The organism is Pseudomonas sp. JL2 (assembly GCF_031570495.1).
In the GTDB taxonomy this organism is placed as follows: domain Bacteria; phylum Pseudomonadota; class Gammaproteobacteria; order Pseudomonadales; family Pseudomonadaceae; genus Aquipseudomonas; species Aquipseudomonas rhizophila.
Genome location: NZ_JAKUDH010000008.1, coordinates 69,113 through 95,487, shown reverse-complemented (window position 1 = coordinate 95,487; position 26,375 = coordinate 69,113). Strand labels below are relative to the sequence as shown.

At 60.9% G+C, this 26,375-nt stretch carries 19 protein-coding genes; 5 read left to right on the top strand and 14 right to left on the bottom strand.

Translation table 11 applies throughout. From position 1 onward, the window contains the following. Nucleotides 1-8: 8 nt before the first annotated feature. Nucleotides 9-1,262, bottom strand: coding sequence for a serine hydroxymethyltransferase (gene glyA / locus MKS85_RS13010; RefSeq protein WP_047228145.1), 1,254 nt, complete (start codon nt 1,260-1,262; stop codon nt 9-11). 217 nt (nt 1,263-1,479) lie between these two features. Next, nucleotides 1,480-2,184, bottom strand: coding sequence for a TraX family protein (locus tag MKS85_RS13005; RefSeq protein ID WP_188251822.1), 705 nt, complete (start codon nt 2,182-2,184; stop codon nt 1,480-1,482). Nucleotides 2,185-2,380: 196 nt separating this feature from the next. Between MKS85_RS13005 and MKS85_RS13000 the strand changes: the two genes are divergently transcribed. Both MKS85_RS13000 and MKS85_RS12995 read left to right on the top strand, forming a co-directional pair. Next, entirely contained in the window at nt 2,381-3,421 is a 1,041-nt protein-coding gene (locus tag MKS85_RS13000) for a low specificity L-threonine aldolase (RefSeq protein WP_047228147.1), read from the top strand. 236 nt (nt 3,422-3,657) lie between these two features. Next, nucleotides 3,658-4,191, top strand: a complete 534-nt coding sequence (locus MKS85_RS12995) for an REP-associated tyrosine transposase (RefSeq protein ID WP_160894082.1) — start codon at nt 3,658-3,660, stop codon at nt 4,189-4,191. A 172-nt stretch (nt 4,192-4,363) separates the two neighbouring features. Here the strand turns inward: MKS85_RS12995 and gbcB are convergent, their stop codons facing one another. Continuing rightward, the gene (gbcB, locus tag MKS85_RS12990; RefSeq protein ID WP_047228148.1) at nt 4,364-5,464 is read right to left on the bottom strand and encodes a glycine-betaine demethylase subunit GbcB; all 1,101 of its coding nucleotides are present in this window, start codon (nt 5,462-5,464) and stop codon (nt 4,364-4,366) included. A gap of 282 nt (nt 5,465-5,746) precedes the next feature. Here gbcB and gbcA point away from each other — a divergent pair, with 282 nt between their 5' ends. Further along, nucleotides 5,747-7,042, top strand: a complete 1,296-nt coding sequence (gene gbcA / locus MKS85_RS12985; RefSeq protein ID WP_188251823.1) for a glycine-betaine demethylase subunit GbcA — start codon at nt 5,747-5,749, stop codon at nt 7,040-7,042. A gap of 102 nt (nt 7,043-7,144) precedes the next feature. Here the strand turns inward: gbcA and MKS85_RS12980 are convergent, their stop codons facing one another. From MKS85_RS12980 to MKS85_RS12935, 10 genes are all read right to left on the bottom strand, one after another. After that, the gene (locus MKS85_RS12980) at nt 7,145-8,389 is read right to left on the bottom strand and encodes a metallophosphoesterase (RefSeq protein ID WP_188251824.1); all 1,245 of its coding nucleotides are present in this window, start codon (nt 8,387-8,389) and stop codon (nt 7,145-7,147) included. A gap of 27 nt (nt 8,390-8,416) precedes the next feature. Continuing rightward, nucleotides 8,417-10,285, bottom strand: coding sequence for a hypothetical protein (locus MKS85_RS12975; RefSeq protein ID WP_188251825.1), 1,869 nt, complete (start codon nt 10,283-10,285; stop codon nt 8,417-8,419). A gap of 163 nt (nt 10,286-10,448) precedes the next feature. Beyond that, entirely contained in the window at nt 10,449-13,901 is a 3,453-nt protein-coding gene (locus MKS85_RS12970) for a GMC oxidoreductase (protein ID WP_107323023.1), read from the bottom strand. Between the two features lie 1,287 nt (nt 13,902-15,188). Further along, nucleotides 15,189-15,755, bottom strand: coding sequence for a GNAT family N-acetyltransferase (locus MKS85_RS12965; protein ID WP_188251826.1), 567 nt, complete (start codon nt 15,753-15,755; stop codon nt 15,189-15,191). A 329-nt stretch (nt 15,756-16,084) separates the two neighbouring features. Further along, nucleotides 16,085-16,855: an electron transfer flavoprotein subunit beta gene (locus tag MKS85_RS12960; RefSeq protein ID WP_047230385.1), complete on the bottom strand. Its 771-nt coding sequence runs from the start codon at nt 16,853-16,855 to the stop codon at nt 16,085-16,087. Nucleotides 16,856-16,870: 15 nt separating this feature from the next. Then, entirely contained in the window at nt 16,871-18,091 is a 1,221-nt protein-coding gene (locus MKS85_RS12955; protein WP_188251827.1) for an electron transfer flavoprotein subunit alpha/FixB family protein, read from the bottom strand. Continuing rightward, entirely contained in the window at nt 18,091-20,055 is a 1,965-nt protein-coding gene (gene dgcB / locus MKS85_RS12950; RefSeq protein WP_188251828.1) for a dimethylglycine demethylation protein DgcB, read from the bottom strand. Before dgcB ends, MKS85_RS12955 begins: the two co-directional genes overlap by 1 nt. Before the next feature lie 160 nt (nt 20,056-20,215). After that, the gene (gene dgcA, locus MKS85_RS12945) at nt 20,216-22,276 is read right to left on the bottom strand and encodes a dimethylglycine demethylation protein DgcA (RefSeq protein ID WP_047230382.1); all 2,061 of its coding nucleotides are present in this window, start codon (nt 22,274-22,276) and stop codon (nt 20,216-20,218) included. 15 nt (nt 22,277-22,291) lie between these two features. Continuing rightward, the gene (locus MKS85_RS12940) at nt 22,292-22,822 is read right to left on the bottom strand and encodes a DUF5943 domain-containing protein (protein WP_030139308.1); all 531 of its coding nucleotides are present in this window, start codon (nt 22,820-22,822) and stop codon (nt 22,292-22,294) included. Between the two features lie 78 nt (nt 22,823-22,900). Next, the gene (locus MKS85_RS12935; protein ID WP_047230381.1) at nt 22,901-23,878 is read right to left on the bottom strand and encodes a dipeptidase; all 978 of its coding nucleotides are present in this window, start codon (nt 23,876-23,878) and stop codon (nt 22,901-22,903) included. Between the two features lie 235 nt (nt 23,879-24,113). Here MKS85_RS12935 and MKS85_RS12930 point away from each other — a divergent pair, with 235 nt between their 5' ends. Further along, nucleotides 24,114-24,515, top strand: coding sequence for a lysozyme inhibitor LprI family protein (locus MKS85_RS12930; RefSeq protein ID WP_139048989.1), 402 nt, complete (start codon nt 24,114-24,116; stop codon nt 24,513-24,515). Nucleotides 24,516-24,572: 57 nt separating this feature from the next. Beyond that, complete coding sequence (locus tag MKS85_RS12925) at nt 24,573-24,989, top strand: DUF3010 family protein (protein WP_139048988.1); 417 nt, start codon at nt 24,573-24,575, stop codon at nt 24,987-24,989. A 174-nt stretch (nt 24,990-25,163) separates the two neighbouring features. Here MKS85_RS12925 and MKS85_RS12920 read toward each other — a convergent pair whose 3' ends face one another. After that, complete coding sequence (locus MKS85_RS12920) at nt 25,164-26,342, bottom strand: AAA family ATPase (protein WP_139048987.1); 1,179 nt, start codon at nt 26,340-26,342, stop codon at nt 25,164-25,166. Nucleotides 26,343-26,375 lie beyond the last annotated feature (33 nt).

The window sequence follows — 26,375 nt, the reverse complement described above, 5'->3', positions numbered from 1 at the left end:
AAACCGACTCAGCGATAAACCGGGAAGTCCGCGCACAGGGCCGCCACTTGCTGGGCAACATTGGCCTCGACATCGGCATCGCCGAGGTTGTCGAGGATGTCGCAGATCCAGCCGGCCAGCGTCACGCACTGGGTGACCTTGAAGCCGCGCGTGGTCACCGCCGGGGTGCCGATGCGCAGGCCCGAGGTCACGAACGGCGATTGCGGGTCGTTCGGCACGGCATTCTTGTTGACGGTGATGTGCGCGCGGCCCAGGGCGGCGTCGGCGTCCTTGCCGGTCAGGCCCTGACGAATCAGGCTGACCAGGAACAGGTGGTTATCGGTACCGCCGGACACTACATCGTAGCCGCGCTTGATGAACACGCCAGCCATGGCCTGGGCGTTATCGATCACTTGCTGCTGGTAGGCCTTGAAACCTGGCTCCGCCGCTTCCTTGAAGCACACCGCCTTGCCGGCGATGACGTGCATCAGCGGGCCGCCCTGGGCACCGGGGAATACCGCAGCGTTGAGCTTCTTCTCGATCTCTTCGTTGGCCTTGGCCAGGATCAGGCCGCCACGCGGACCGCGCAGGGTCTTGTGAGTGGTGGTGGTGACCACGTCGGCGTAAGGCAGCGGGTTTGGATAAAGACCGGCAGCGACCAGACCGGCAACGTGGGCCATGTCGACGAACAGCAGGGCACCGACCTTGTCGGCGATCTGGCGGAAACGTGGGAAATCCAGGGTCTTGGAGTAGGCCGAGAAGCCGGCGACGATCATCTTCGGCTTGTGCTCGACCGCCAGGCGCTCGACTTCGTCGTAGTCGATCAGGCCGGTGGTGGTGTCGATGCCGTACTGAACCGCGTTGTAGAGCTTGCCCGAAGACGACACCTTGGCACCGTGGGTCAGGTGACCGCCGTGGGCCAGGCTCATGCCCAGGATGGTATCGCCGGCCTGTAGCAAGGCCAGGTACACGGCGCTGTTGGCCGAAGAACCGGAGTGCGGCTGGACGTTGGCGTAATCGGCACCGAACAACTGCTTGGCGCGCTCGATAGCCAGGGCCTCGACTTTGTCGACGTGCTCGCAGCCACCGTAGTAACGCTTGCCCGGATAACCTTCGGCGTATTTGTTGGTCAGGCCGCTGCCCTGGGCCTGCATCACACGTTTGCTGGTGTAGTTCTCTGACGCGATCAGCTCGATGTGATCTTCCTGGCGTTGCTCCTCGGCATTCATCGCCGCCAGCAGTGCATCGTCGTAACCCTGGATCTGGTCTTGCTTGCTGAACATCGCGTCTCTCCCAGCGGCGGCGGTGCGCCTTTCGTCTCGGTGAGGCACTGACCACCGTTCGGTCGTGCCCTTTGGAAGCGATGGTATGGCCGGCGCAGGCAGGTCAAATGCCTATGGACGCCACGCAAAGGTGCGTTTACGACATGCGTTCAAAGAGTCGGGGAGCAAGGCCTGTGGGATAGCACTGTGTTATCCCAAAGGCCTTGCTCCCATAGGGCTATGCGGCGATCTGGCGAACCGCGAGCAACAGCAGGAAATGCGCGGGATACAGACCGTAGGCCCAGCGCCGCATGGGCGGAGGATGAAAACGACCAGCGTGTCGCAAAAGCACCAGCCCAAGCCATGGCGCAAACAGACACGCCACCAACCCGCCGATCGCCACCGCATCCCCCAGCCAGGCCGCGCCATACAGCACCCGCCACTGGTTGGCCGCCAGGCACACCAAGCCTGGCAACAACGCGAAATACCAGGGCCGGCGAAATACCAGCAACATCGCCAGCGGCAGCAGGACGCCGAAAAAACCGAACATCAGCCGCGAGGAAAACAGCGCCGCCAGCAGCAACGCCCCCGCCGCCAGCAAACGCGCTTCCAGCGTATGGGTTTGCCAACTACGCGCCACCAGCAACCCGAGGGTCAGGGTCGGCAGCACGTTCAAGGTAGCCGGCACAGGAACAAACAACCGATAAGGAATTTCGCTCACTGAGCTGAACAGCAACAGCCAGCCCAGGTAACGCCATGAGCTCGCACTGGCCCCGTTGCGCGCTAGGTTCGCCGCCATCGCCAGACAGAAACAGGGGAACGCCAGACGTCCCGGCACATACAACCAATCGGCGGAGTAACCGACATATCGCAGATGATCGAGCACCATCGCCAACAGAGCCAACCACTTGAGCAGGTCCAAGGCTCCGTCGCGTCGGTTCATGGGTACAGCCGCCCTAGCGGTTTTGTGAGTTTCTGACAGAAACATCCAGTGTGTTCCCCCGCGAATCTTGGGTAAAGTGCGCACCACTATCGACCACCGCGTGCCGGACTCAAAGCACGCCGGACCACGGAATTCTCCATCCGGGAATTCTGTCAGGGATCTCTTACCCAGGACTCTCTATTTCAGGAGCAAGGCCATGACCGACAAGAGTCAACAATTCGCCAGCGACAACTATTCCGGCATTTGCCCCGAAGCCTGGGCGGCCATGGAAGAAGCCAACCAGGGTCATCAGCGGGCTTACGGCGATGACGAGTGGACCCACCGCGCGGCGGATGATTTCCGTGCCTTGTTCGAAACCGACTGCGAAGTATTCTTCGCGTTCAACGGCACCGCGGCCAACTCCCTGGCGCTGTCCTCGCTGTGCCAGAGTTACCACAGCGTGATCTGCTCGGAAACCGCCCACGTCGAAACTGACGAATGCGGCGCGCCGGAGTTCTTTTCCAATGGTTCCAAGCTGCTGGTGGCGCGCACCGAAAATGGCAAGCTGACCCCGGACTCGATCCGCGAGATCGCCCTCAAGCGCCAAGACATCCACTACCCCAAGCCTCGCGTTGTGACCCTGACCCAGGCCACGGAAGTCGGCAGCGTCTATACCCCGGAAGAAATCCGCGCCATCAGCGCCACCTGCAAGGAGCTGGGGCTGAACCTGCATATGGACGGCGCACGATTCTCCAACGCCTGCGCCTTCCTCGGCTGCTCACCGGCAGACCTGACCTGGAAAGCCGGGGTGGATGTACTGTGCTTTGGCGGGACGAAAAACGGCATGGCGGTGGGTGAAGCGATCCTGTTCTTCAACCACGACCTGGCAGAAGACTTCGACTATCGCTGCAAACAGGCCGGGCAACTGGCCTCGAAGATGCGCTTTCTCTCGGCGCCCTGGGTCGGCCTGCTGCAAAACGACGCCTGGCTCAAGCACGCCCGGCACGCCAACCACTGCGCCCAACTGCTGGCGCAACTAGTGAGCGACATCCCAGGCGTGGAACTGATGTTCCCGGTCCAGGCCAACGGCGTATTCCTGCAACTCTCGGAACCGGCCATCGCCGCGCTGACCGCCAAGGGCTGGCGCTTCTACACCTTCATCGGCAAGGGCGGCGCGCGGTTCATGTGCTCGTGGGACACCGAAGAAGCGCGGGTGCGGGAATTGGCGGTGGATATTCGGGAAGTGATGAGCGCCTGAGGCAACAACTGACATGATGATCGTTCCCACGCTCTGCGTGGGAACGCCTCTACGGACGCTCCGCGTTCGGCTCTTGGGGACGCAGAGCGTCCCTGGCTGCATTCCCACGCAGGAGCGTGGGAATGATCATCGAGGGTGTGCGGACTATTCCCACCCGCCTCGTGCCCTCTTCGTCTATCGCCAAACGTCTCGAAGACTGCAACATGGTCATTCCCCGCAGCAAAGGAATGCATCCCATGGGCCGGAGCCGCTACGTCATCACCGAACCCGACAAGCCCCACTTTCTCACCTGCACATTGATGGAATGGCTGCCGCTGTTCATTCGCCCCTACCTCGTCGATCACTTGCTCGGGTGCTGGCGCTATCAGCAAACCCATCAGAATTTGCAACTGTTCGGCTATGTCGTTCTGGAAAACCATCTGCATTTCGTTGCCCAGGCTCCGAACCTGAGCAAGTGTCTGCGTCAGTTCAAATCCTTTACGGCACGCCAGATTATCGACGACCTGCAAAGCAAAGGCGCTGAGCGGGCTTTGCAACGCCTGCGGTTCAGCAAACGAGCCCATAAGCAGGACAGGGTTTATCAGCTCTGGCAAGAAGGCTCACACGCGGAGCAGATTTATAGCGAAACGGTAATGCGCCAGAAGCTGGACTACATCCATTTCAACCCGGTGAAACGTGGATATGTGGAATTACCGGAACATTGGCGCTATTCCAGTGCGCGTAATTATGCGGGAATGGAAGGGTTGATTGAGATTCAGCGGTGGTATTAGCCCATAGACAGCAGACTGCGACGAAGCTGGGACGCAGAGCGCCCCTGGTTGCATTCCCACGCAGGAGCGTGGGAACGATCAGGTCGCGATGGTTGTGAAATCGATCGTTCCTCACGCTCTGCGTGGGAATGCAGCCCGGGACGCTCCGCGCTCCCCTTGCGCCGAGCATGTGTCAGAACTCGATCCGCACATCCCCCTTCGGCACGCTGCAGCACGACAGGATGTAACCTTCGGCCTCGTCGTCTTCGGTGATACCGCCGTTGTGGTCCATCTCCACTTCCCCGCCCAGTTTCAAAACCTTGCAGGTGCCGCAGATGCCCATACCGCAGGCCTTGGGAATCATCATGCCGAGCTTGGCGGCGGCGGCGTGGACGGTTTCTCCCGGCCCCACGCGAATACTCTTGCCAGAGGCGGTGAACTCCACCAGATGTAGGTCCGCCACATCGACTTCCGGGGCGTCGGCAGCCTGTTCGGCCTGTTCCACCGCGTCGGCGCGGGCTTCCGGTGGCGTGGCGCCGAAGGACTCCTCGTGGTAACGCGTCATGTCGAAGCCAGCGGCTTCCAGCAGGCGCTTGACCGCGTTCATGTAGGGCGTCGGGCCACAGCAAAACACTTCGCGCTCAAGGAAGTCCGGCGCCATCAGCTCCAGCATCTTGTGGTTCAGATAGCCGCGATACCCGGCCCAAGGCTCGCCCAGCCCATGTTTTTCGCAGATCAGGTGCAGGTTGAAGTTATCGATCCGCGACGCCATGTGTTCCAGCTCGCGGTGATAGATGATGTCCTTGGGCGAGCGGGCGCTGTGGATAAACACCATGTCGACGTTGGCATTGGTGTCGTAGTACCAGCGCGCCATGGACATCACCGGCGTGATGCCGACACCGCCACTGAGGTAAAGCACCTTGGGGTTCGAGAAGTCGATGGCATTGAACAGGCCGACCGGCCCGTGCACCGCCAGCTCCTGGCCTTCGTGCAGGGTGTCGTGCAGCCAGTTGGAAACCTTGCCCCCCGGTACGCGCTTGATGGTCACCGAAAAACTGTAGGGCACCGACGGCGAGCTGGAGATGGTGTAGGAGCGCATGATCGGCTGACCTTCGATTTCCAGCTCCAGGGTGACGAATTGCCCCGGCTTGAAAAAGAACAGAATCGGCTGATCAGCCATGAAACAAAAGGTGCGCACATCCCAGGTTTCCTGGATGACTTTGACACAACGGACAATGTGACGACCATTGGCCCAGGTCTGGGTGGTTACCGGGTTCAGGAAGCTGTTGGACATGCTGATCTCCACGGCCGACTGTCGGCCTCTTATGAGGCGATTCTGCGTATAGCGCGAATCGCCCATTTACCTATCTGCGACATTCACATGCTTACCGCGACCAGCCCCCAACGACCGGACCTTGCGCGTCGGGAACAGATTGGGCCATGTCGCCCATGGATAAGGTTCGCCCCCTGCGCGGCCCCACACTCGCCCCAACAGATAAATAATATTTTCTGCCTTGCGTAGCACATTTGATTAGCCACTTTCGCCGGCCACGTAGAGGGCCATGAGGATAAAACGATGGACGTCACCGCAACCCTGAGCCTGGGCGATCCGCTGGAACCCGCACGCAAGGCCACCGCGCAAATGCTGCAGGAACGCGAGCGCACTTTCTCGCTGCCGCAGCCGTTCTACTCCGATGAGCGCCTGTTTGATATCGACATGCAGGAAATCTTCCAGAAGGAATGGTTGATCGCCGGCATGACCTGCGAAATTCCGACAAAGGGCAACTACCTGACCCTGCAGGTTGGCAAGAACCCGATCATCGTGATTCGCGGCGCCGACGGCGTGGTGCATGCGTTCCACAACGTCTGCCGGCACCGTGGCTCGCGGCTGTGCACCAGCGAAAAGGGCAAGGTCGCCAAGCTGGTCTGCCATTACCACCAGTGGACCTACGAGCTGGACGGTCGCCTATTGTTCGCCGGCACCGAAATGGGCGCCGATTTCGACATGAACCAGTACGGCTTGAAGCCAGTGAACGTGAAGACCGCCGGTGGCTACATCTTCATCAGCCTGGCGGAGAACCCACCGGCCATCGACGACTTCCTGGCGACCTTGACCCATTACATGGAACCCTATGACATGGAAAACACCAAGGTGGCGGTGCAAACCACCTTGATGGAAAAGGCCAACTGGAAGCTGGTGCTGGAAAACAACCGCGAGTGCTACCACTGCGGCGGCGCGCACCCGGAACTGCTCAAGACCCTGCTGGAATGGGACGACGTCACCGACCCACGGGCCGACCAGGCATTCAAGGACCATGTAGCGGCCTCCGCCGCAGCCTGGGACGCCGAGAAAATCCCTTACGCCCACGCCAGTTTCGGCCTGCGCAACCGTATCGTGCGCATGCCGCTGCTCAAGGGCACCGTGTCGATGACCATGGACGGCAAGCAGGGCTGCGCCAAACTGATGGGCCGCATCAAGAACCCGGACCTGGGCTCGATGCGTATCCTGCACCTGCCCCACTCGTGGAACCACTGCATGGGCGACCACATCATCGTGTTCACCGTGTGGCCGATCAGCGCCCAGGAGACCATGGTCACCACCAAGTGGATCGTACACAAGGACGCGGTCGAAGGCGTGGACTACGACGTGGCACGCATGCGCCAGGTCTGGGACGCCACCAACGACCAGGACCGTCGCCTGGCCGAAGAAAACCAGCGCGGCATCAACTCCACCGCCTACCAGCCAGGCCCGTACTCCAAGACTTATGAGTTCGGCGTGGTGAACTTCGTCGACTGGTACAGCGAGCGCATGCTCAACAACCTGGGGGCGGAACCTGCGCCGTACCTCAAGGGCGTTCCGGTCCAGGGCTAAGTCAAAAGCATCGCGAGCAAGCTCGCTCCCACAGGGGTTCTGTGTCGTTCACAAAACCTGTGGGAGCGAGCTTGCTCGCGATAGCGGCCTGACATTCACCGACTACCGGGAAGACCACCGCACACTGCCATCCTCCCCATAAAACGTCTCGACAATCTCCTCCCCCACCAGCCGCACCTTCACATACCCGTTCAACACCCGTTCCGGGTACGCCTCATCCCCCGCCAGTTGCGTTTCCGACCACAACACCCCGGCATGTCCGTTCAACTCGCTGGTGGTGCCGTAGGGAATCGCTCCGTGCCCGGCACAGCGTGCGTGCAGCCCGCCTTGGGGCGCGTAGCAGATGCCATTGTGCAGATGCCCCCAATACCAGTAGTCCGGCTCACGCCCCAGTGCATCGCAGACCGGTTGGTAAAGCGCGGTCTTGTGGTGCCCGGAAATATCGAAGCCCTGGTGATGACTGAGCACCATCAGCTTTTTGCGCTTGGGCAGGTTTTTCATCCAGTCGATCTGTTGCGCGTTGAGGGTGCCATCCATGTACAGATTCATCGCGTCCGAGGCGTAGGCACTGTCGAGGCCGACCACCAGCCAATCGTCGTTGTACAGGGCAAAGTAACTGGTGCCCTGTTGCACCGGGAAACGCTTGGCCAGCTCCTTGAAATAACCGTGGGCGCCGCTGTACATCTCGTGGTTGGAATTGAGCGTGAACGAGCCGTGCTTGCCCTGGGGCCAGCCGACCATGTCGACGTCCTCCTGGGAATGGGTGCCGGCGTAATACACATCGCCCAGATGGATGGTGAAGTCAGCCTCGGCCAGTTGCATCTGATTGGCGACAGCCACGGCCGGAGCATGACTGTCGAACGGTCCGGTGCCCCAGTCGCCGGCAATCGCCAACACCACGTCGCTGTCCATTTTCACCAGTGCCGGGTTAGTGGCGAACGGCGCGTGATGGCGCAGGTTCTCGATCCACTTGAGCAACGCCTCACTCCACAACAGGTCGAGCAACTCCCATTTGCGGCAACCGAGCAAGGTGCCGTCCTTGAGCACGCGGGTCGGCAGCTCGTCCTCGGTTTGCGGCAAGGCGCTGGCATTGCCAATCTTCAGGATCGAAAGACCGTGGGCCAGCTCCCACGGCACGGCCGGTTCGTCATCCGGCAGGTCGCCGTGATCGATGACGTGCCGGGCCTGATCGTGGCCACGCTGGAGCAGCTTGACGATGGCCTCGAACTCTTCGGGCTCCAGGTCGTTGACGAGTTTTTTCCAGGACATCTCCAGCCGCGTGACCAACCCGTGCAGGCGGACTTTGACCTTGTCGAACTCATGTTCCCAATGGTGCAGTAATGACATGTGAACGCTCCTTCGCAGTGCCCTGGGCTACAGGGTTTTCATGAATTCGATCAGGGCCCGTTTGTCGACATCCGACAACTGCGTGCCATACAGGTGGCCGCCGTTGTGGTTGCCTTCCAGGCGGGTGTCGTATTTGAAATCCGCCGACGCCTTCATCTGCGCGCCGCTGGTGATGAAGCCGACCTTCTCCTGGTCGTAGATATCGGAGCCGGTGTAGAACACTTGCGGCCGCAACTCGGGCGGTTGCAACAAGTCCCACAGGGTCGGCACCGAGCCGTTGTGCAGGTACGGCGCCCTTAGCCAGATGCCGTCGGTGGGGGTGTTGCTGTAGCTCTGGGTCTTGCGGTACGCGCCGAAGTCGAACGGCGGTTTCTTGAAGCCGTGGAACGCCGTCACCAGCCCGACGGTGAAGGAGTTCAGGCGATGGGGATCGGTGCCCAACTGGTCGATGTTGGTAGTGACCTGTCCTGTGTCGGCACGGCCGAAGTCGTGGCAAGCGGCACAGTTCTGCTCCCAGATCGGTTTGCCCTGGGCGACTTTCGCCTGGTCCAGGGCGAACGGCCAGGCCGGCGCCTTGTGGCCCAGCAGCCAATTGGTCACCCGGTTGAAACTCGGCGGCAGCACCGATTGCGGTGTCGCGCCCACGGCCATGGCCGCCGCGTAGTTGCGTTCGTGAATCTTGTTGTTATTGCCGTCCCAATGCAGATACATCGACTCACGGGGTTTCTGGTTCCAGACCTGCGGCAAGTCCACGGTGCCGATGGTGGAGTCATCCGGGAAGCCGAACACCACCATTTTGGTCGGGTTGAAGGTATCGGTCCGCCCCGGACCTTGGGCCGGGCGCAGTTTCTGCCAGGCGTAGGCCTGCTTCTGCTTGAGTAGCGCGCTCTTGGCCATCGGGATGATCAGGTAACGGTTGTACAGTTTTTCGAAAAAACCGAGCTGGAACTTGCTGTTGATCGCCGCCATGACCGCATCTGGGGTGAATTTCGGGTCGCTGGCACAATCGTAGGCAAACCACTGGAAGGCCTGCAGTTGCAGGGTGTTGGCCGGCGCGCTGGCGACCGGAACCGCTATGTCACTGGCATTGGCCCGGTACGAGCCGGTGTGGCACAGCGCGCAGTTCGGCTCCACGGTGGGGTAGCCCAGTTGCCGCTTGGCCATGCCAATCGGCAGGTCGTTGCCGTTCTCATAGAGAAACCCGAACACCTCGTAACCGCCGGGCTTGGGCAGTTTTTCCGGGCACATCTGCGGCAGCACGGCGAACAGGTAATAAGGGATCCGCGCTTCGATGCCCAGGCCGATGGCGGCGTATTTGTAATGGTCTTCGTCGGAGGCAAAATCCGGTTGCGGCACCTCTCGGATCATCTGGTACCAGGTCTGGTAGCCGATAAAACCCAGCACCAGCAGCATCACCAGCATGCCAACCTTGAAACTATGGCTCTGCCAGCGCCGCGCCCAGCCGGCGCGCCACTCCCGCCAACCGGCGCAGAGCAAGGCCAGTGGACGATGGGCCACCGGGCTGCCCAGGTACAGCAGCACGCCCAGAATCAGGAACATGCTCAAGTCGCCCATCAACATCGGCACGAACAACTGACCCTGGTTGTTAGTGTTGATCAGGTAGATCCAGAACACCACCGCCACCAGCCGCGACAGCACGCACAACCACGAATGCACCACGAAACGCGGCGCGTTGAACCCCGAGGGCATGTAGAACAGGCTGATCCCCACCAGCAACATGCCGGTGTTTTCCAGCCAGGGATCGGACAGCACGGGCGGCAGGCCGAGCATGGACGTCAGCAACGCCGGCGCGAACAGCGCCGGAATCGCGAAGACCATGTTCATCACAATGCCCACCCAGATGATGCGTTGGAACCAACGGATGTAAGTGTTCATGGCATCCTTTTCCTTATTCTTGACCCTCGAGATGCGGCGCTCTGGCGACCGCCATCGCGAGCAAGCTCGCTCCCACACTGGATATGTGGCGTGCACGAATTCAGCGGCGCATAGCCCCCTGTGGGAGCGAGCTCGCTCGCGATGCAGTCGACTCGGTCTTGCGTCAACCGAGCGCGGTCTTCTCCAGGTGTTCAAGGATGATCGGGTACACATCCACCACCGCGTCCTTGCCAAAAATGCAGTCGATGTGGCCGTAGCCCGGCACTTCGTGACGACTGAACAGTTGCGGGCCGTGCATATCGCACAGTCGCTCGTAGGTCTTGAGGGTGCTTTGAGGGAGGTAGCACTGGTTCTCGGCGCCGCTGATGAAGCAGATCGGCAATTTCAACCGATCGAAATGCGGCATGTAGACGTCGTTGCCCTTGAAGTCCACCAGGTGCCCCTTGCGCACGATCAGCGCCAGGTGCTCGAAGGTCTGGATGTTCGACTCACCGAACAATTCATGCAGGTTGTCGTGCAGGGTTTCGTTGAGGGTGTCGTGGCGGTACAGCGACGCATACATGAACGTGATGCGGTGGCAGACCGGGTTGGTGCAATAGCCCTGGGCCTCGATCCGGGCATAACCGTTGAGGGCCTTGTCGTAGAGTTTGTTGAACCAGCTTTCCTTGGTGTCGGCGTAGGCCGTGAGGGACTTGATGCCGATGGCATCGAGCATCCCCGGCAAATGCAAACCGGCCTTCAGTCCGGTGGCGGTGGCGACCACCGTGTCGGCGGCGATCTGCGAGCAGACCACCGAGCGCACCCCTTGCAGCCCCGCCAGCATCGACATGAAGAACGTCGTCGCACCGTAGCAATGCACCACGCACTGCACGTCACGGGCCAGCGTGGCCTGCTGGATCTGCTCGATAGCAGCCTTGAAGTCGTACTGGGCCACCTGGTCGCCGTTCCATTCATGCTTGCTGGCCGGCAGCAGGATGCTCACCCGCAAGTCCAGCAACCAGACGTCGTACTCGTGCTTGCACAGGTACTCCAGCAAGTTGGTCTGGATGGTGTCGGTGGAGAAAATATTCGACCCCACCCCCAGGCCATGCACCAGCATCACCGGGCCTTTGCTGCCCGCTTGATAGCGAGTCAGGCGTAGCTCGACGTTGTCCTCGGTCTGGAAGAAATGCACGGTCGGCGCCGGTGCGTCCAGCGGCCGCTTGCTGCGAGGCGGCGCGTCCGGATTGAAGTACACATCGCCAGCGAACACCCCGCCGTAGCTCTCCCACAAAATGCCGGCGAAGAACTTGCCGAAGCGGGCCAACGCTTCCACTCGCTCACGCTCGTTACGTGCGTTGAGCACTTTCATGGTGGTCATCTGCTTGGCGAAGTCGGCCGGCAGAATGTGCATCACCCCCGAGCCGATGACCTCGCCGCTCTTGTCCGGCCCGCGATACAGAGTGACATAGAGCGTGCTGGTGTCATGCCAGATGTTCAGTACCCCGTTGTCCTCGGGCACGGTCTTGAAGGCGCTGAAGTAATAATCGCTGCCATCCTCGGCGGTCAGTTTCATGTCGTAGTTCATGTGCCGCACATCCACCTGTTCCTGGTATTGCTCGAACAGGTTGAACACTCCGTTGCTGGCGACCAGCGGCTTGGGCGAAAGCATCGGCGCATCCAGCGTACCCACCAGGGTGGCGGCGTGTTCCGGTTCCTTGATCAGGCGATTGAGATCGGCGGCAGTGATGGTCAGGGTGAATTCGATGGGCGAGTTATCGGCTTTGCCGCGCTTGGCCGCGGCTTCGTAAAGCGAAAGATCAGTGCCCTGAGGCTGGGTGAAGGCTGTGGAAAAGTAGCCCTTCATGGTTTCAGTGAACTGCACGCCAAGGGTCGGCGCCGCCACCGGTTTGCGCGGGGCCGAAGGCAGGGTGTAGTCGATGATCCAGCCACGATCGGCCGCCAGCAGCCCCATGTTGCGCTCGCTCACCGCCGAGATGGTCAACAACGGGTTCACCGCCAGGGAAGTCGGGATCACCGCACCGTCCGTCACGTACAGACCGGGATAGACATCCGTCCCGCTGGCACCACTGAACACCTGGCCCTTGTGGTTGACCACGCCTTGCGTCGCGTCTTCCCCCATCACGCAGCCGCCCAAGGGATGGACCGAAACGATGCTGTGCTTGAGCAGCTTGGTCCAGATCGGATTCTCGACCCAGATCCCGCCCAACGCCTTGGTGCTCTGGTGCAAACGCTCATTGCCCAGGGTCACGTTTTCCTGCTCGCCGACGCCGGGCCAGTCGATGCGCAACTGGTCCTTGTTGTCGAGCACCATGCGCCCCTTGCCGTTGTCGTGACTCATGATCAGGTACGTCTGCATGTTATGCAGCGCGCCGTAGTACGGGCCGCGCAGAAAGCTCTCGGCTTCCCGGGCCTTGTACTTGAGGCTGGCACCCAGGCCCGTGTCGGTGGGCACGCCGATCATCCCGGCGAACGCCGCCATGCTCGGCACCATGGGCCGACCGAGTGCGCCGGGGATCGAGCCTTCCTCGATGACCATGCGGCTGCGCCAGTCACCCTCGGTACGCATGTCGATGATCGAGGTGATGCACGGTCCCACCGGCTCCAGCTCCTTGGCCGAGTGGGCGCCGAAACCGATACCGTTGATGGTCTGGTCGCAGTTGTGGCCAAACCCGAGGATGTCGCCGTTGCCGCTCATGTTCTCGCCCAGTTGACTGGACATCGACAGGCCTTTGTCCCGAGAACGCAGCATGATCTCGGTAGAGCCCAGGGTGCCGGCGGACACCACGACGATGTCGGCGCGCACGAACAGGGTTGGCGCCGAGAACAGCTCTCGGCCGCTGTCCAGGTACTGGAAATGCACGATCCAGCCGTCGCCGTCGCGCTCCAGGTGCCGCACCTGGGCCTGACAGAAAATCTCCGCACCATGGTTCCAGGCATCCGGCAGGTAATTCATCAGCGTGGTGTTCTTGGCCTTGTTGTTACAGCCCGAGACGCAATCCCCACAGCCGTTGCACGGCAACTGCTCGACGCCGACGTGGTTCAGGTTGTTGGGCAACTTGTCGAATGTCACGTTGATGGGCGGTTTGTAGAAATGTGCGTCCTGCTTGAGATAACTCGCCGACTTGCGGTTGGCGTCGAGCTTGGGCAGGTTCGGCGACGCATCTGGGTAAGGGTTGGGCTTGAGCATTTCCCGAGCCCGCGCATAACCGTCCTTGAGCAGCGTGTCGCAATGGTCACGCACCGCCTGCGGCCAGCGCGAGTCCTCGAACACACCGGGCTCCGGCTCCAGCGAAACGTTGGCGTTGATCAGCGAAGTGCCGCCCAGGCCGCAACCGACCACCACGTTCTGCTGGGCGTTGACGTGCAGGTCGAACAGTCCGGTGCGCGACCCGATGTGACCGTCCGGGTCATGCACCTGCAACTCTTCGGTGGCCGCAAGCATGGTGTTGGGGTATTCGCCGGGCTGGATCTCCCGGCCCCGCTCCAGCAGACAAACCTTGCGCCCAGCCCGGGACAGGCGTGACGCAGCAATGCCACCGCCGTAGCCGGAACCAATGACGATAACGTCGTAATGCTCCTTGATTTCGCTAATGGGGGTCGAGATCCGTGTCATGTTCAAGTCCTCTCAGGCAGATGGGGCAACTCTGCGGTTGCCTGCAAATCGACAGGCGCACGAACGCCTGGCCACTATCCCGTACGGGTTGGAGCGGCAGTCAACGGTGTTACAGGGGAAACTCAGGGCTCAACAAGGCGCTATAGACGCGCACGCTGATTGGTGGCACGACGACGTCTGCGTTTGGGTAACCGGGTGGGAGGGGTCGGAGTACAGGTCGCAGCAGAGATCGGGTACCAGCAGGGGGGCTTGCTATCCATCATGCGTTCTCCCTGAACCAGATGTGGATAAAGTGGCGGTGTCCTTGTGCCATGAGTGAAGACAGCTGCCAGGGCCACGTCAAGGTGGATCCTTAGAACTGTATGAAATTTGATCTATAGCGTCTGGGCCTATACCCGCCGTGGCTCTTACACTTTCGCAAACAAGTTATCCACATGTCCACCCACAGCTAATGGGGACAAGTGCCTCATTGCGACTGATTTTTTTAAGTAAAAGCTAAAGAAAAACCGTGACTTATGAACAAAGAGCGTTTCCTTTCCATATAGGTCAAAAACTGATCAACCACCTGAAAGCCTTGTCTGTCCTGGCTTCTGAAGGAGAGCGAACACCTTATCCACAGAAGCGCCAACAGTGTTTGGGGGTAATTCTGACGGTTCTGTGGAAAACCGCGGCTACGGCCGGTAAATCGAGGTTTTAGCGGAGCTTTCCGGATAAAAACGACGAATTGATCATTTTATGATCAATCCCATGAAGGCCCCGTTCCGTATGGCTTGTAGAGGGTAGCGAACATCTTATCCACAGAAGCGCCAACAGAGATTGGGGGCAAGTAGCGTCTTGCGATCATGCTTATTCACAAACAAAATCGAGAAAAAACCGGGAGTTAGGCTGGTTGTTTTTTAAGCGCACGCTTGGGGAGCTTGATCTGCGTGGGGTGTGGCGAGGGGNAGAGGGTAGCGAACATCTTATCCACAGAAGCGCCAACAGAGATTGGGGGCAAGTAGCGTCTTGCGATCATGCTTATTCACAAACAAAATCGAGAAAAAACCGGGAGTTAGGCTGGTTGTTTTTTAAGCGCACGCTTGGGGAGCTTGATCTGCGTGGGGTGTGGCGAGGGGCGAACAGGTTATCCACAGAGGCGCGCACAGGGATTGTGGGTAAACCTCAGCCCCTTGTGGGAGCGAGCCTGCTCGCGATAAGGCCATGCCAGTCAACATGGAGGTGAATGGAAGACCGCTATCGCGAGCAGGCTCGCTCCCACAAGGGTGTCTGGTGAGGCCGTCGTAATGGTTAAGGCCGATGCATCAAATACGCCTCCCCCGTCACCCGAATCAGCGGATGCGGGACGACCTGGCAGGTTTTGACGATGCCAAAACCGTGGCGCTCATAAAAGCGCCGGGCGCCGGTGTTCGCTGCGTAGTCGATCAAGCTGAGGCCTTTGAGCGCCAGTTGATCGGCACGTTGTTGCGCCCGCTCGAGAAAACGCACGCCGAGCCCCTTGTTACGCCACCCTTCATGCAGGGCCAGGCTCGATATATAGAGGGTATCGGGGACTTCCATGTCGGCGTAGGGCGCCAGGATCGGATCAGTGACGGGAGTCGCCTGCGGATCCTCACGCGTCACGTAACAATGCATCATGCCGATGACCTGTCCGCCGGCTTCTGCAATAAGGCAGTTCTGGTAGGAAAAATCGACATCCTCACGGGCATAGCGAGCAGCCCCGACCTCCAGCAGATCCTGCCCGGGCTCCGCCAGCTGGCTCCAGATGTAATCCGACGCGCCCTCTGAGGAAATCCGGAACAGACGAGCGATCTCCCGTGTATCCGTGGGCAACGCCGGACGAAATTCAACTTCCATTGATGTGGCTCCATTAGCTGTCAAACAGCTTTTTTTAGGCGCAAGTTTGAGTCACGACAACATGCCAGGGCAGCGGTTTTATGGCTGGATGTTGCAGCGGGTCAGATTGGACGTTTTTTGAGCGAAGGCTTGAAAGGCCTGATTTGCGCGGTGTCCGGATAGGATCGAACAGGTTATCCACAGAGGCGCGCACAGGGATTGTGGGTAAACCTCAGCCCTTGTGGGAGCGAGCCTGCTCGCGATGGGGCCATGTCAGTCAACCTGGAGGTGAATGGAAGACCGCTATCGCGAGCAGGCTCGCTCCCACAAGGGACAAGGTGAGCCTGGATTTAGCGAACCACCCCTTCCTCAATCAGCAACTTGAGAATCGCCTCGGCGCCCGCCTCCGGGCTCACGCCTTTGAGCACCTGCCCACCTCCGCCGCTGGCCTTGGCCGTGGCGGCTTTCATGCGGTCGGCGCCGCTCTTGGCCTTGATCACTTTCAGGCGTTTGGGCCGTGGTTTGGCCGGTTGCAGGGTCGCCACCGCCAACAGGGCGTCGTCGATCACCTCGACTTCTTCAGCGTGCAACGCCCCGCGTCGGGCCGGGCCGTAGGCGCTTTGCCGGGGTTTGGGGGCCGCGTTATCCACCGTGGCGAGGAACGGCAGGCGCACTTTGAGACGTCGCCGCTGGCCGCGGGGCAAGGCTTGCAGCACCAAGGCTACGCCACTGTCGATGGATTCGACCTGGGCCAACCCCACCACCAGCGGCCAGCCGAGATTTTCTGCCAGCAGGAACGGCAACATGCCGGAACCCTCGCCGGTTTCCGCCTGACTGCCGGTGAGCACCACTTGGGCTCCCGCGTCACGCAGATAGTCGGTCAGGGCCGGCAGTGCGTCGGCGCCTGCGGGGTTATCCAGTACGTAGAGTTCGTCCAGACCCATGCCCAGATAGGCGCGCAGGGCCGGTTCAGCCACGTCGCCTGCGTGCAGCACTTGCAGGTCGTTGCCGGCCAGTTGCAGGCCCAGTTCCACGGCCCGCGCATCCTGCTCGGCGCGCCGGGGCCGACCGGAGGTGGGGTGGGCGCCGATGGACACCAGGCTGATCACTTGAGTACTCATGGTTGAATCCTTAGCTTAAGCCGCATCGCGCTTGGCTTCGTTGCGGTACGCCTCTACCGCCGCGATCAAGGCCTGGAGAATCGCCGCGCTGTCGCCAATCACCGACAGGTCTGCCCGTTTGATCATGTCGCAGCCCGGATCGAGGTTGATCGCCACCACCTTGTCGCAGGCGCCGATGCCCTGCAGGTGCTGGATAGCCCCGGAAATCCCCACCGCGACGTAGACCCGCGCCGTAACCCAGGTGCCGGACGCGCCAACCTGGCGATCCCGCGCCATGAAGCCATCGTCTACCGCTACCCGCGAAGCACCCTCGGTGGCGCCCAGGGCCGCAGCGGTCTGGTGGAACAGCGCCCAGTCCTTGACCCCGTTGCCGCCGGAAAAAATGAATTCGGCTTCGGCCATCGGGATCGCGCCCGGGTCCACCGCCACCGCGCCCAGGTCTTCGATGCGCGACAAGCTGCGGGCCACGCTTGTGGATAACTCCACCGGCAAGGCTTCGTGGCGGGTTTCGCTCACCGGTTCGGCGCATTCGGCCGCGGCCAGGATCAACCGCGCCAAAGGCCGCGCCAAATCTTGCAGGCCGGCACCGGCCCGGCCGATGCACTCCTCACCCTTGACCTGCCAGACCCGTGTGGCCGGGCGCTCGCCCAGGGCTGCGGCAATCCGCCGGCCCAGTTCGCCGCCACCGGTGCGGCTGTCAGGCAGCAGCCAATGGCGTGGGTTGAATTGGTTATCCACAGCCCGCAGACCCTGGACTCGCTGTTCCGGTGCATAACCGCTGAACGCCTCGCCTTCCAGTACCAGCAAGCGGTCGACACCGGCCGTGGCAAAGGTGCTTTCCTTGTGCTCGCCGAACACCACCGCCAGCACCGCGCCGTCGGCACCGGCCAATTGATGGGCCAGGCCCAGCAGATCGCGGTCGTGGCTGCTGAGACGACCGCCCACCATGTCTGGCACCACGCAGATATAAAACGCCGGTTGCGGCACCTGATGCAGCGGCAATTGCACTTCAATTGCCGCGGTGCGCTTGGTCGCGCCGCCCTGCTGGGCGCCGCTGCGGTCGATACGCTTGATGCCGTTGGGGCCGATGAATCCGACACCATGAACGTTCTTGCGGATGACACCGTTGGGACCCATCCAGCTGTGCTGGACCGGTTGCATGGCCGCGTGCAGTGGGTGCAGGCGGTTACGGGCGATCCACTCGGCGCGAGGGTCGCGGCGGATGATGTCGCTCATTAGTGCACCTCCGCAGGTTCACGTTTGGCCGGAGCCGCTGGTTTGTTCGCAACCGCGTCTTCGAGCAGAGCGTCGGCCACCAGTTCAGCGATGTCCTTGATCATCGGGCGTGGCTCAACCACCCCCTCAAGCATCGCGGTGCACTGTGGACAACCCACTGCCACCAGTTCGGCGCCGGTTTCGCGGATGTCTTCCATGCGCATATCGGGGATACGCTGCTTGCCCGGAATGTCAGTGATCGGCGCGCCGCCGCCACCGCCGCAGCAACGGGAGCGGAAACCGGAACGCTGCATCTCCTTGATCTCGATGCCCAGCGCACGCAGCACCTGGCGTGGCGCCTCGTATTCGCCGTTGTAACGGCCCAGGTAGCAGGGGTCGTGATAGGTCACGCTGTCGCCCTTGTGCTGGCCGAGGTTCAGGGCGCCGGCCTCGATGACTTCTGCCAGGTAGGTGCTGTGGTGCTGCACCCGGTAGTTGCCATCGAAGGCGCCGTATTCGTTTTTCAGCACGTGGAAGCTGTGAGGGTCGCAGGTGACGATCCGGTTGAAGCTGTATTTGCCCAGGGTCTGGATGTTGCGCTTGGCCAACAGCTGGAAGGTCGCTTCATCACCCAGGCGCCGGGCCACATCGCCGCTGTCGCGCTCTTCGAGGCCGAGCACGGCGAAGTCGATGTTCGCCGCCTTGAGCACTTTGACGAAGGCGCGCAAGGTGCGTTGGTTGCGCATGTCGAAGGCACCGTCGCCGACCCAGAACAGCACGTCGGTGGATTTCACCTCGCTGAGCAGGTTCAGGTTCAGGTCCGCCGCCCAGTTCATCCGCCCGCCCGGGGCGAAGCCGCCAGGGTTGTCGGTGGCGATGAGATTTTCCAGTACTTCAGCGCCCTTGTTCGGCGTGGCGCCTTTCTCCAGGGTCAGGTGACGACGCATGTCGACGATGGCATCGACGTGCTCGATCATCATCGGGCATTCCTCGACGCACGCCCGGCAAGTGGTGCAGGACCACAGCGTCTCGGCGTCCACCAGGCCGTTGACGATCGGCTGGTGTGGATTGCCGCTGTGTTCGCCCACCGGTTTACCCCTGCCGTCAAGGGATGGGTAGGGGCTGCCGGCGAATTTCGCATCGGTGCCGCCGGCCAGGCCGACGACCATGTCCTGGATGAGTTTTTTCGGGTTCAGCGGCTGGCCGGCGGCAAAGGCCGGGCACGCGGCTTCGCACTTGCCGCACTGCACGCAAGCGTCGAAACCGAGCAACTGGTTCCAGGTGAAATCCTTGGGCTTCTCAACGCCCAGCGGTGCAGCGGGGTCGTTCAGGTCCAAAGGTTTGAGACCGGTTGAGCGGCCGCCACCAAAGCGTTCGGCGCGGCGGTGCCAGGCCAGGTGCAGGGCCCCGGCAAAGGCATGTTTCATCGGCCCGCCCCAGGTCATGCCGAAGAACATTTCCGACACACCCCAAAGCACGCCCAGGCCCAACAGCGCCACCAACACCCAGCCCCCGAAGTCCGCCGGCAAGATCCCGGCGACCGGCAAGGTCACCAGAAAAAAACTGATGGAAAACGCGAACAGGCTCTTGGGCAAGCGCATCCACGGCCCTTTGGACAGCCGTGACGGTGGTTTGCGACGACGCAGGGCAATGAAGATCGCGCCGCTGAACATCAGCAGCGTGGCGAACAGCAAGGCATAGCCCAGAATGCGGTTCTGCAGGCCGAAACCATGCACCAGAATCGCCAGCAGCGCCGCCAGCACAAAACCACCCGCTGTGGCGACGTGGGTGTTGGCGATGTATTTGTCCCGCGCCACCACATGGTGCAAATCCACCATGTAGCGCTTGGGCATGGCGAAAAGACCACCGATCAGGTCGACCTTGGACGGTCGCCCCCGGCGCCACATGTTCACCCGCCGCAAAGCGCCAAGGACCGCAAGGCCCAAGGCAGCGAACAGCAGGATGGGAAGAAGGGTGTTCAGCATGGTGAAGCTCCCAAAGACCTCAGGTCTTGCAGGTCGAGATGCCTTACTCGGTTCCTGTGGGAGCGAGCCTGCTCGCGATTCAGGCGCCGCGGTGCCTCAGGCAGACCGCGTTATCGTTCATCGCGAGCAGGCTCGCTCCCACAGGGCTATGTGCAAGCCGTTAGAAATCCTTGCACAACCGCAGCGCGTCGTAGATGGCGGCGTGGGTATTACGCTGGGCCACGCAGTCGCCGATGCGGAACAGCAGGTAACCATCGCCGCTCTGCTCCAGGCACGGTTGGGGCTTGATCGCGAACAAGGCTTCAACGTCAATCTGGCCCTTGTTGCGCGAACCTTCCTTGAGCGCGTAGTAGATTTCTTCATCCGGCCGCACGCCGTTTTCCACCACCACTTGATCCACCACGCGCTCTTCCTTGGCACCGGTGTATTCGTTCTCCAGCACCGCCACCAGCTTGTCGCCTTCGCGGTAGACCTTCTCCAGCATCATGTCCCCGGTCATGATCACTTCCTTGGGGTACATGCTGCGGTAGTAAGTGGGGAACGAAGTCCCGCCAATGGCCACGCCCGGCTTGATGTCGTCGGTAACGATTTCGACCTGGCTGCCCTTGTCGGCGAGGAAGTCGGCCACCGACATGCCGGTGAATTCACAAATGGTGTCGTAGACCAGTACGTTCTTACCCGGTGCAACCTTGCCATCGAGCACGTCCCAGCTGCTGACCACCAGCCCTTCGGCGGCGCCCCAGTGTTCGTTCTGTTCGAGGAATGGATGCCCGCCGACGGCCAGCACCACCACATCCGGACGCAGGTCCATGATGGTCGCCGCGTCCGCCGCCACGCCCAGGCGCAGGTCGACTTTCAGCCGGGCCAGTTCCAGCTGGAACCAGCGGGTAATGCCGGCGATCTGGTCCCGTTGCGGGGCTTTCGAAGCGGTGGTGATCTGCCCGCCAATGAATTCCTTTTTCTCGAACAGGGTCACGTCGTGGCCACGTTCGGCGGCCACACGCGCCGCTTCCATCCCGGCCGGGCCGGCACCGACGACGACCACTTTGCGCTTGGGCCCGGTGGATTTTTCGATGATGTGCGGCACGCCCATGTATTCACGGGAGGTCGCAGCGTTCTGGATGCACAGCACATCCAGGCCCTGGTACTGGCGGTCGATGCAGTAGTTGGCGCCGACGCACTGCTTGATCTGGTCGATCTGGCCCATCTTGATCTTGGCGATCAGGTGCGGGTCGGCGATGTGGGCACGGGTCATACCGACCATGTCGACGTAACCGCCCTCGAGGATCCGCGTGGCCTGGTTCGGGTCCTTGATGTTCTGCGCGTGCAGCACCGGAACCTTGACCACTTCCTTGATACCGGCGGCCAGGTGCAGGAATGGCTCCGGTGGATAACTCATGTTCGGGATAACGTTGGCCAGGGTGTTATGGGTGTCGCAACCCGAGCCCACCACACCGATGAAATCCAGCATGCCGGTGTCGTCGTAGTACTTGGCGATCTGCTTCATGTCCTCGTGGGACAGGCCGTCCGGGTGGAACTCATCACCGCAGATGCGCATGCCCACGCAGAAGTCGTCGCCCACTTCGGCGCGTACGGCTTTGAGCACCTCCAGGCCGAACTTCATCCGCCCCTCGAAGCTGCCGCCCCATTCGTCGGTACGCTTGTTAACCCGCGGGCTCCAGAACTGGTCGATCATGTGCTGGTGCACGGCGGACAGCTCAACGCCGTCCAGGCCACCGGCCTTGGCACGCCGTGCCGCCTGGGCGTAGTTACCGATCACCCGCCAGATTTCTTCCGGCTCGATGGTCTTGCAGGTCGCACGGTGCACCGGCTCGCGCACGCCGGACGGCGACATCAGGGTCGGCCAGTTGAAGCCGTCCCAGCGCGAGCGACGCCCCATGTGGGTAATCTGGATCATGATCTTGGCGCCATGCTTGTGCATGGCGTCGGCCAGGTTCTGGAAGTGCGGGATAATGCGGTCGGTGGACAGGTTCACCGAACTCCACCATTCCTGCGGGCTGTCGATGGCAACCACCGACGATCCACCACAGATCGCCAGGCCGATGCCGCCCTTGGCCTTCTCTTCGTAATACTTCACGTACCGGTCGGTGGTCATGCCGCCGTCAGTGGCGTAGACCTCGGCGTGAGCGGTGCTGAGCACGCGGTTGCGGATGGTCAGTTTGCCGATCTGGATCGGCTGGAACATTGCTTCAAAAGCCATGGCGCAATCCTCGACTTACAACGGCTTGACGATGAACAGGCCGTCGTCGTGGCCTTCTTCGGAACCGCCGTAGACCTGCTCGGCCACAGTGCGGATCGAACTGCCACGGGCGGCGAGAATCTGGTCCATGGCACCGGCAAACCAGCCGGTGAACATGTAGTCGACCTTGCGCCCGACCTTGCCGTACACGTAGACGAACGCCGAGTGTTCCAGCTTGACGCTGGCGGTGCCTTTATCCAGGTCGATGTCCTGGATCTTGAACAGGCCCCAACCGCGCTGGGACAGGCGCTTCATGTAGTGTTCGAATACCGCGACGCCTTCCAGGCCATGGCATTCGGCTTCTTTTTCACACCAGTGCCAGGCGGATTTGTAGCCGGCCTTGTAGAGAATCTCGGCGTAGGCGTCGGCGCCCAGCACTTCTTCGATGCCCATGTGGTTATTGACGAAAAAGTGCCGCGGCACGTAGAGCATCGGCAGGGCATCAGAGGTCCAGACACCGGTTTCACTGTCGACTTCGATAGGCAATTGAGGGGCGATTTTGGCCATGGAAACTTAACTCCGAAAATTCGTGGTATGCCTGCGGCGCTAATGGCCGCAGGTTAAGGATTCAGTGATGCGGCGGCTTTATTCGCCCCAGACGTCTTTCAGGACGTTGACCCAGTTCTCGCCCATGATCTTGCGCACCACCCGCTCTGGATGGCCGCGCTTGAGCAGCGTCTCGGTGAGGTTCGGGAACTCGCCCACGGTGCGGATGCCCAGGGGGTTGATGATCTTGCCGAAGCTGGTCAGCCGACGGGCATAGCCTTTGTCGTGGGTCAGCATTTCGAAGAAATCCTGACCGTGACCCTGAGTGAAATCGGTGCCGATGCCGATGGCGTCCTCACCGACGATGTTCATGGTGTATTCGATGGCCTCGGCGTAGTCGTCGATGGTCGAATCGATGCCCTTGGCCAGGAACGGCGCAAACATGGTCACGCCGACAAAACCGCCGTGGTCGGCGATGAACTTCAGCTCTTCATCGGATTTGTTGCGCGGGTGCTCCTTCAGGCCCGAGGGCAGGCAGTGGGAGTAGCAGACCGGTTTCTTCGATTCGAGGATGACCTCTTCGGAGGTCTTGGAGCCGACGTGGGACAGGTCGCACATGATGCCGACCCGATTCATCTCGGCGACGATTTCACGACCGAAGCCCGACAGGCCGCCGTCACGCTCGTAGCAGCCGGTGCCCACCAGGTTCTGGGTGTTGTAGCACATCTGCACCACGCCAACGCCGAGCTGCTTGAAGATCTCGACGTAGCCAAGCTGGTCTTCAAAAGCGTGGGCGTTCTGGAAGCCAAAGATGATGCCGGTCTTGCCTTGAGCCTTGGCGCGCTGGATATCGGCGGTGGTTTTCACCGGGATCACCAGATCGCTGTTTTCGCGGATCAGTTTCTGGCTGGCCACAATATTGTTGATGGTGGCCTGAAAACCTTCCCACACCGACACCGTGCAGTTGGCGGCAGTCAGGCCGCCCTTGCGCATGTCTTCGAACAGGTCACGGTTCCACTTGGCAATGATCAGCCCGTCGATAACGATGCTGTCGGCGTGCAATTCGGCTGGGCTCATCAGGCAGTCCCCTTTTGTCAGCGATTCATGCGCCGAATCGTGTGCCGGCGCTTTGGGGCCAGCATATGCCTCGGTGCATTGGCGACCGGGTGCAAAAACGACAGGGGAATTGCCGAAAGCGTCAATCCACGACAAAGGGCTATGAGCGGGCCACCCTACCCGTCTGTTCTTTACCCGAGGCTTACGCCAGAATCCGCCGCATCACTGGCTTTCACTGGACTCGAGCGGCAACACAATGAAATCAATCATCCTGGCTTTGGCCCTGATCAGCACCGTCGCCCACGCGACCGAAGACACCGAACACAACCCCTGCGACGCCGTGGAAAACGACGTCCAGACCCTGGCCTGTTCGGCCTACGGCAAAGCCGCCGCCGAACAACTGCTCGCCGACAACCTGCAGAGCCTCTTTGAGCGCCTGCAAACCCTCTACGCCGACAACAAGGCCCAGCTCAACGACATCACCAGCAAAATCAGAGTTGCCCAACAACTGTGGCAAAAACAACGCGATGCCGACTGCGCCATCGCCGCCTTCCCGGCCAAACCCGGCAGCGAAGCCTACAAAATCGCCGAAAACGACTGCATGGCCCAGGTGAGTGATGACCGGTCGGAGTTTTTGGAGTCGATTGGGCAGGAGTGATGCTTCAGAAGCCGTTTAGCGCGGTAAGCTGCTTGCATCATTGGCAAAGGAATTCACATGAAAATCTGCGGCATCGAAATCAAAGGCAGCGAAGCGATCATCGCCGTTGCCTCGCTGGATCAACAGGCGTTGAGTCACGTCGTGCTGAATACCAAGAAAATCGCCCTGGACGATGATGACGAGGCCGCCAACGTCAAGGCGTTCGCCGCCCAGGTCCGGGCGTTCGTGGTGGATAACGGTATCGACCGCATCGCCATCAAGAAGCGCAGCAAGAAAGGCGAGTTCGCTGGCGGGCCGACCACGTTCAAGATCGAAGGGGTTTTCCAGTTGCTTGAGGGTTGTGAGGTGACGCTGCTGTCGCCGCAGACTATCAATGCGCAGAACAAGAAACACGACTTCGCATTGCCCGCGACGCTGAACAAGTATCAGCATGAGGCTTATAAGGCGGCGTGTTCGGCGCTGGTGAAGAAGTAAGCCTCTTTCAGCCAAACACTGCACTTGCGGCAGTTTTTTGTGTGGGAGCAAGGCTTGCCCGCGATACAGGTGCCTCGCTCTCCCATGCACCGCGCCGCTTTCGTCGCGGGCAAGCCTTGCTCCCACACTTCCCCCTCGCCACTGGTTCTTTGCGTGGCAGCTTACCGAGCAGGATCAGCTCTGCTGCTTGCGATACCCCTTCAACCAATCCGCAAACGCTTTGTCCTCCAGCGCATAACCACCCCGATTGGACTTCCACACCAGTTCCTTGTCACGCAGGGCATCGATGCAGGATTGGATGGTTTGAGTGCCGGGCACGACTTCGCTTCCCATACTGCTAAGCACCTTGCCCACAGCTTCCAACGTTGAATCGGTGAAGGGCGCAAAGGGTTCGTTGTTTTGCGAGCGCTCGGCCATGACCTGCAACACGGCCCGTTGTGGCACCGTCAGGGCATTCCAGGCGCTTTCAAATTCGGTCCAGACGCCGGCGCGCAGCATTTCGGCGCTGCTGCGCAGCAATTCGCCCAAATGACTCGCCTCCCCCAGCTCCAGGGCAATTTCGCCAATGACGCTACGTAACATTTCAGGGCGGCGCCCTACCAGCTCAAATGCCTGGTCGAGGTCATCAGCATTGAACTGGTTGGTTTGGGCCAGATGAGCGTTCAAATGGGCGGCATAGGCTTTGGTGAACTCCTTGCCCAACAGTGGGAATGGCGTGATGCTGGAACCATAGAAGGGTTGATTGCGGCTGAGTACCAGATGAGCGAGCTTGTCGCGATTGGAGCCGGTGAACACCAGGCGCAGGCCGCTGGTAGCGTCTTCACGCCCCTGGTTGAGTTGATCGCGGGCGGCCTTGAGGCCGAACATCGCATTGACCCCGGCCTCGGTGGTCAACGCATGCTGGGCTTCGTCGATCACCAGCACCACGGTTTTATCGGCAGCGCTGTGCAATAACTCCAGCGCCTGGGTCAGCGTCGCACCTTCAGGCAGTTGCGGCAGGCTGAAATCCCAGGACAACGTGCGCAAGAAGCTGAGTTTGTCGATGCCCATGGACTTGGCCAGCTTGCGAATGCCCTTTTCATAAGGCACCAGCGCTGCGGCAATAGCCGAGGCAATCAGGTCGGCAGGGTCTTTTTCCTTGTTGGCCCACAAGTCGACGTAAACAGCGAGCCAGCCACGCGTCTCGCATTCGGGAATCAAGTCTTCGCGCAGGAAGGTACTTTTTCCGGTACGTCTCGGAGCGGCCAGGAACAGGCCTGAGGTGTAATCCTGGATCCCGGCGCCGACCAGCCCATCGACAATATTGCGGGCCAGATCTGGGCGCCGAAAGACAAAACCGGGGTGCTTGGACATGGTTTTATACTCAATTATGGCGACAGGTATAAT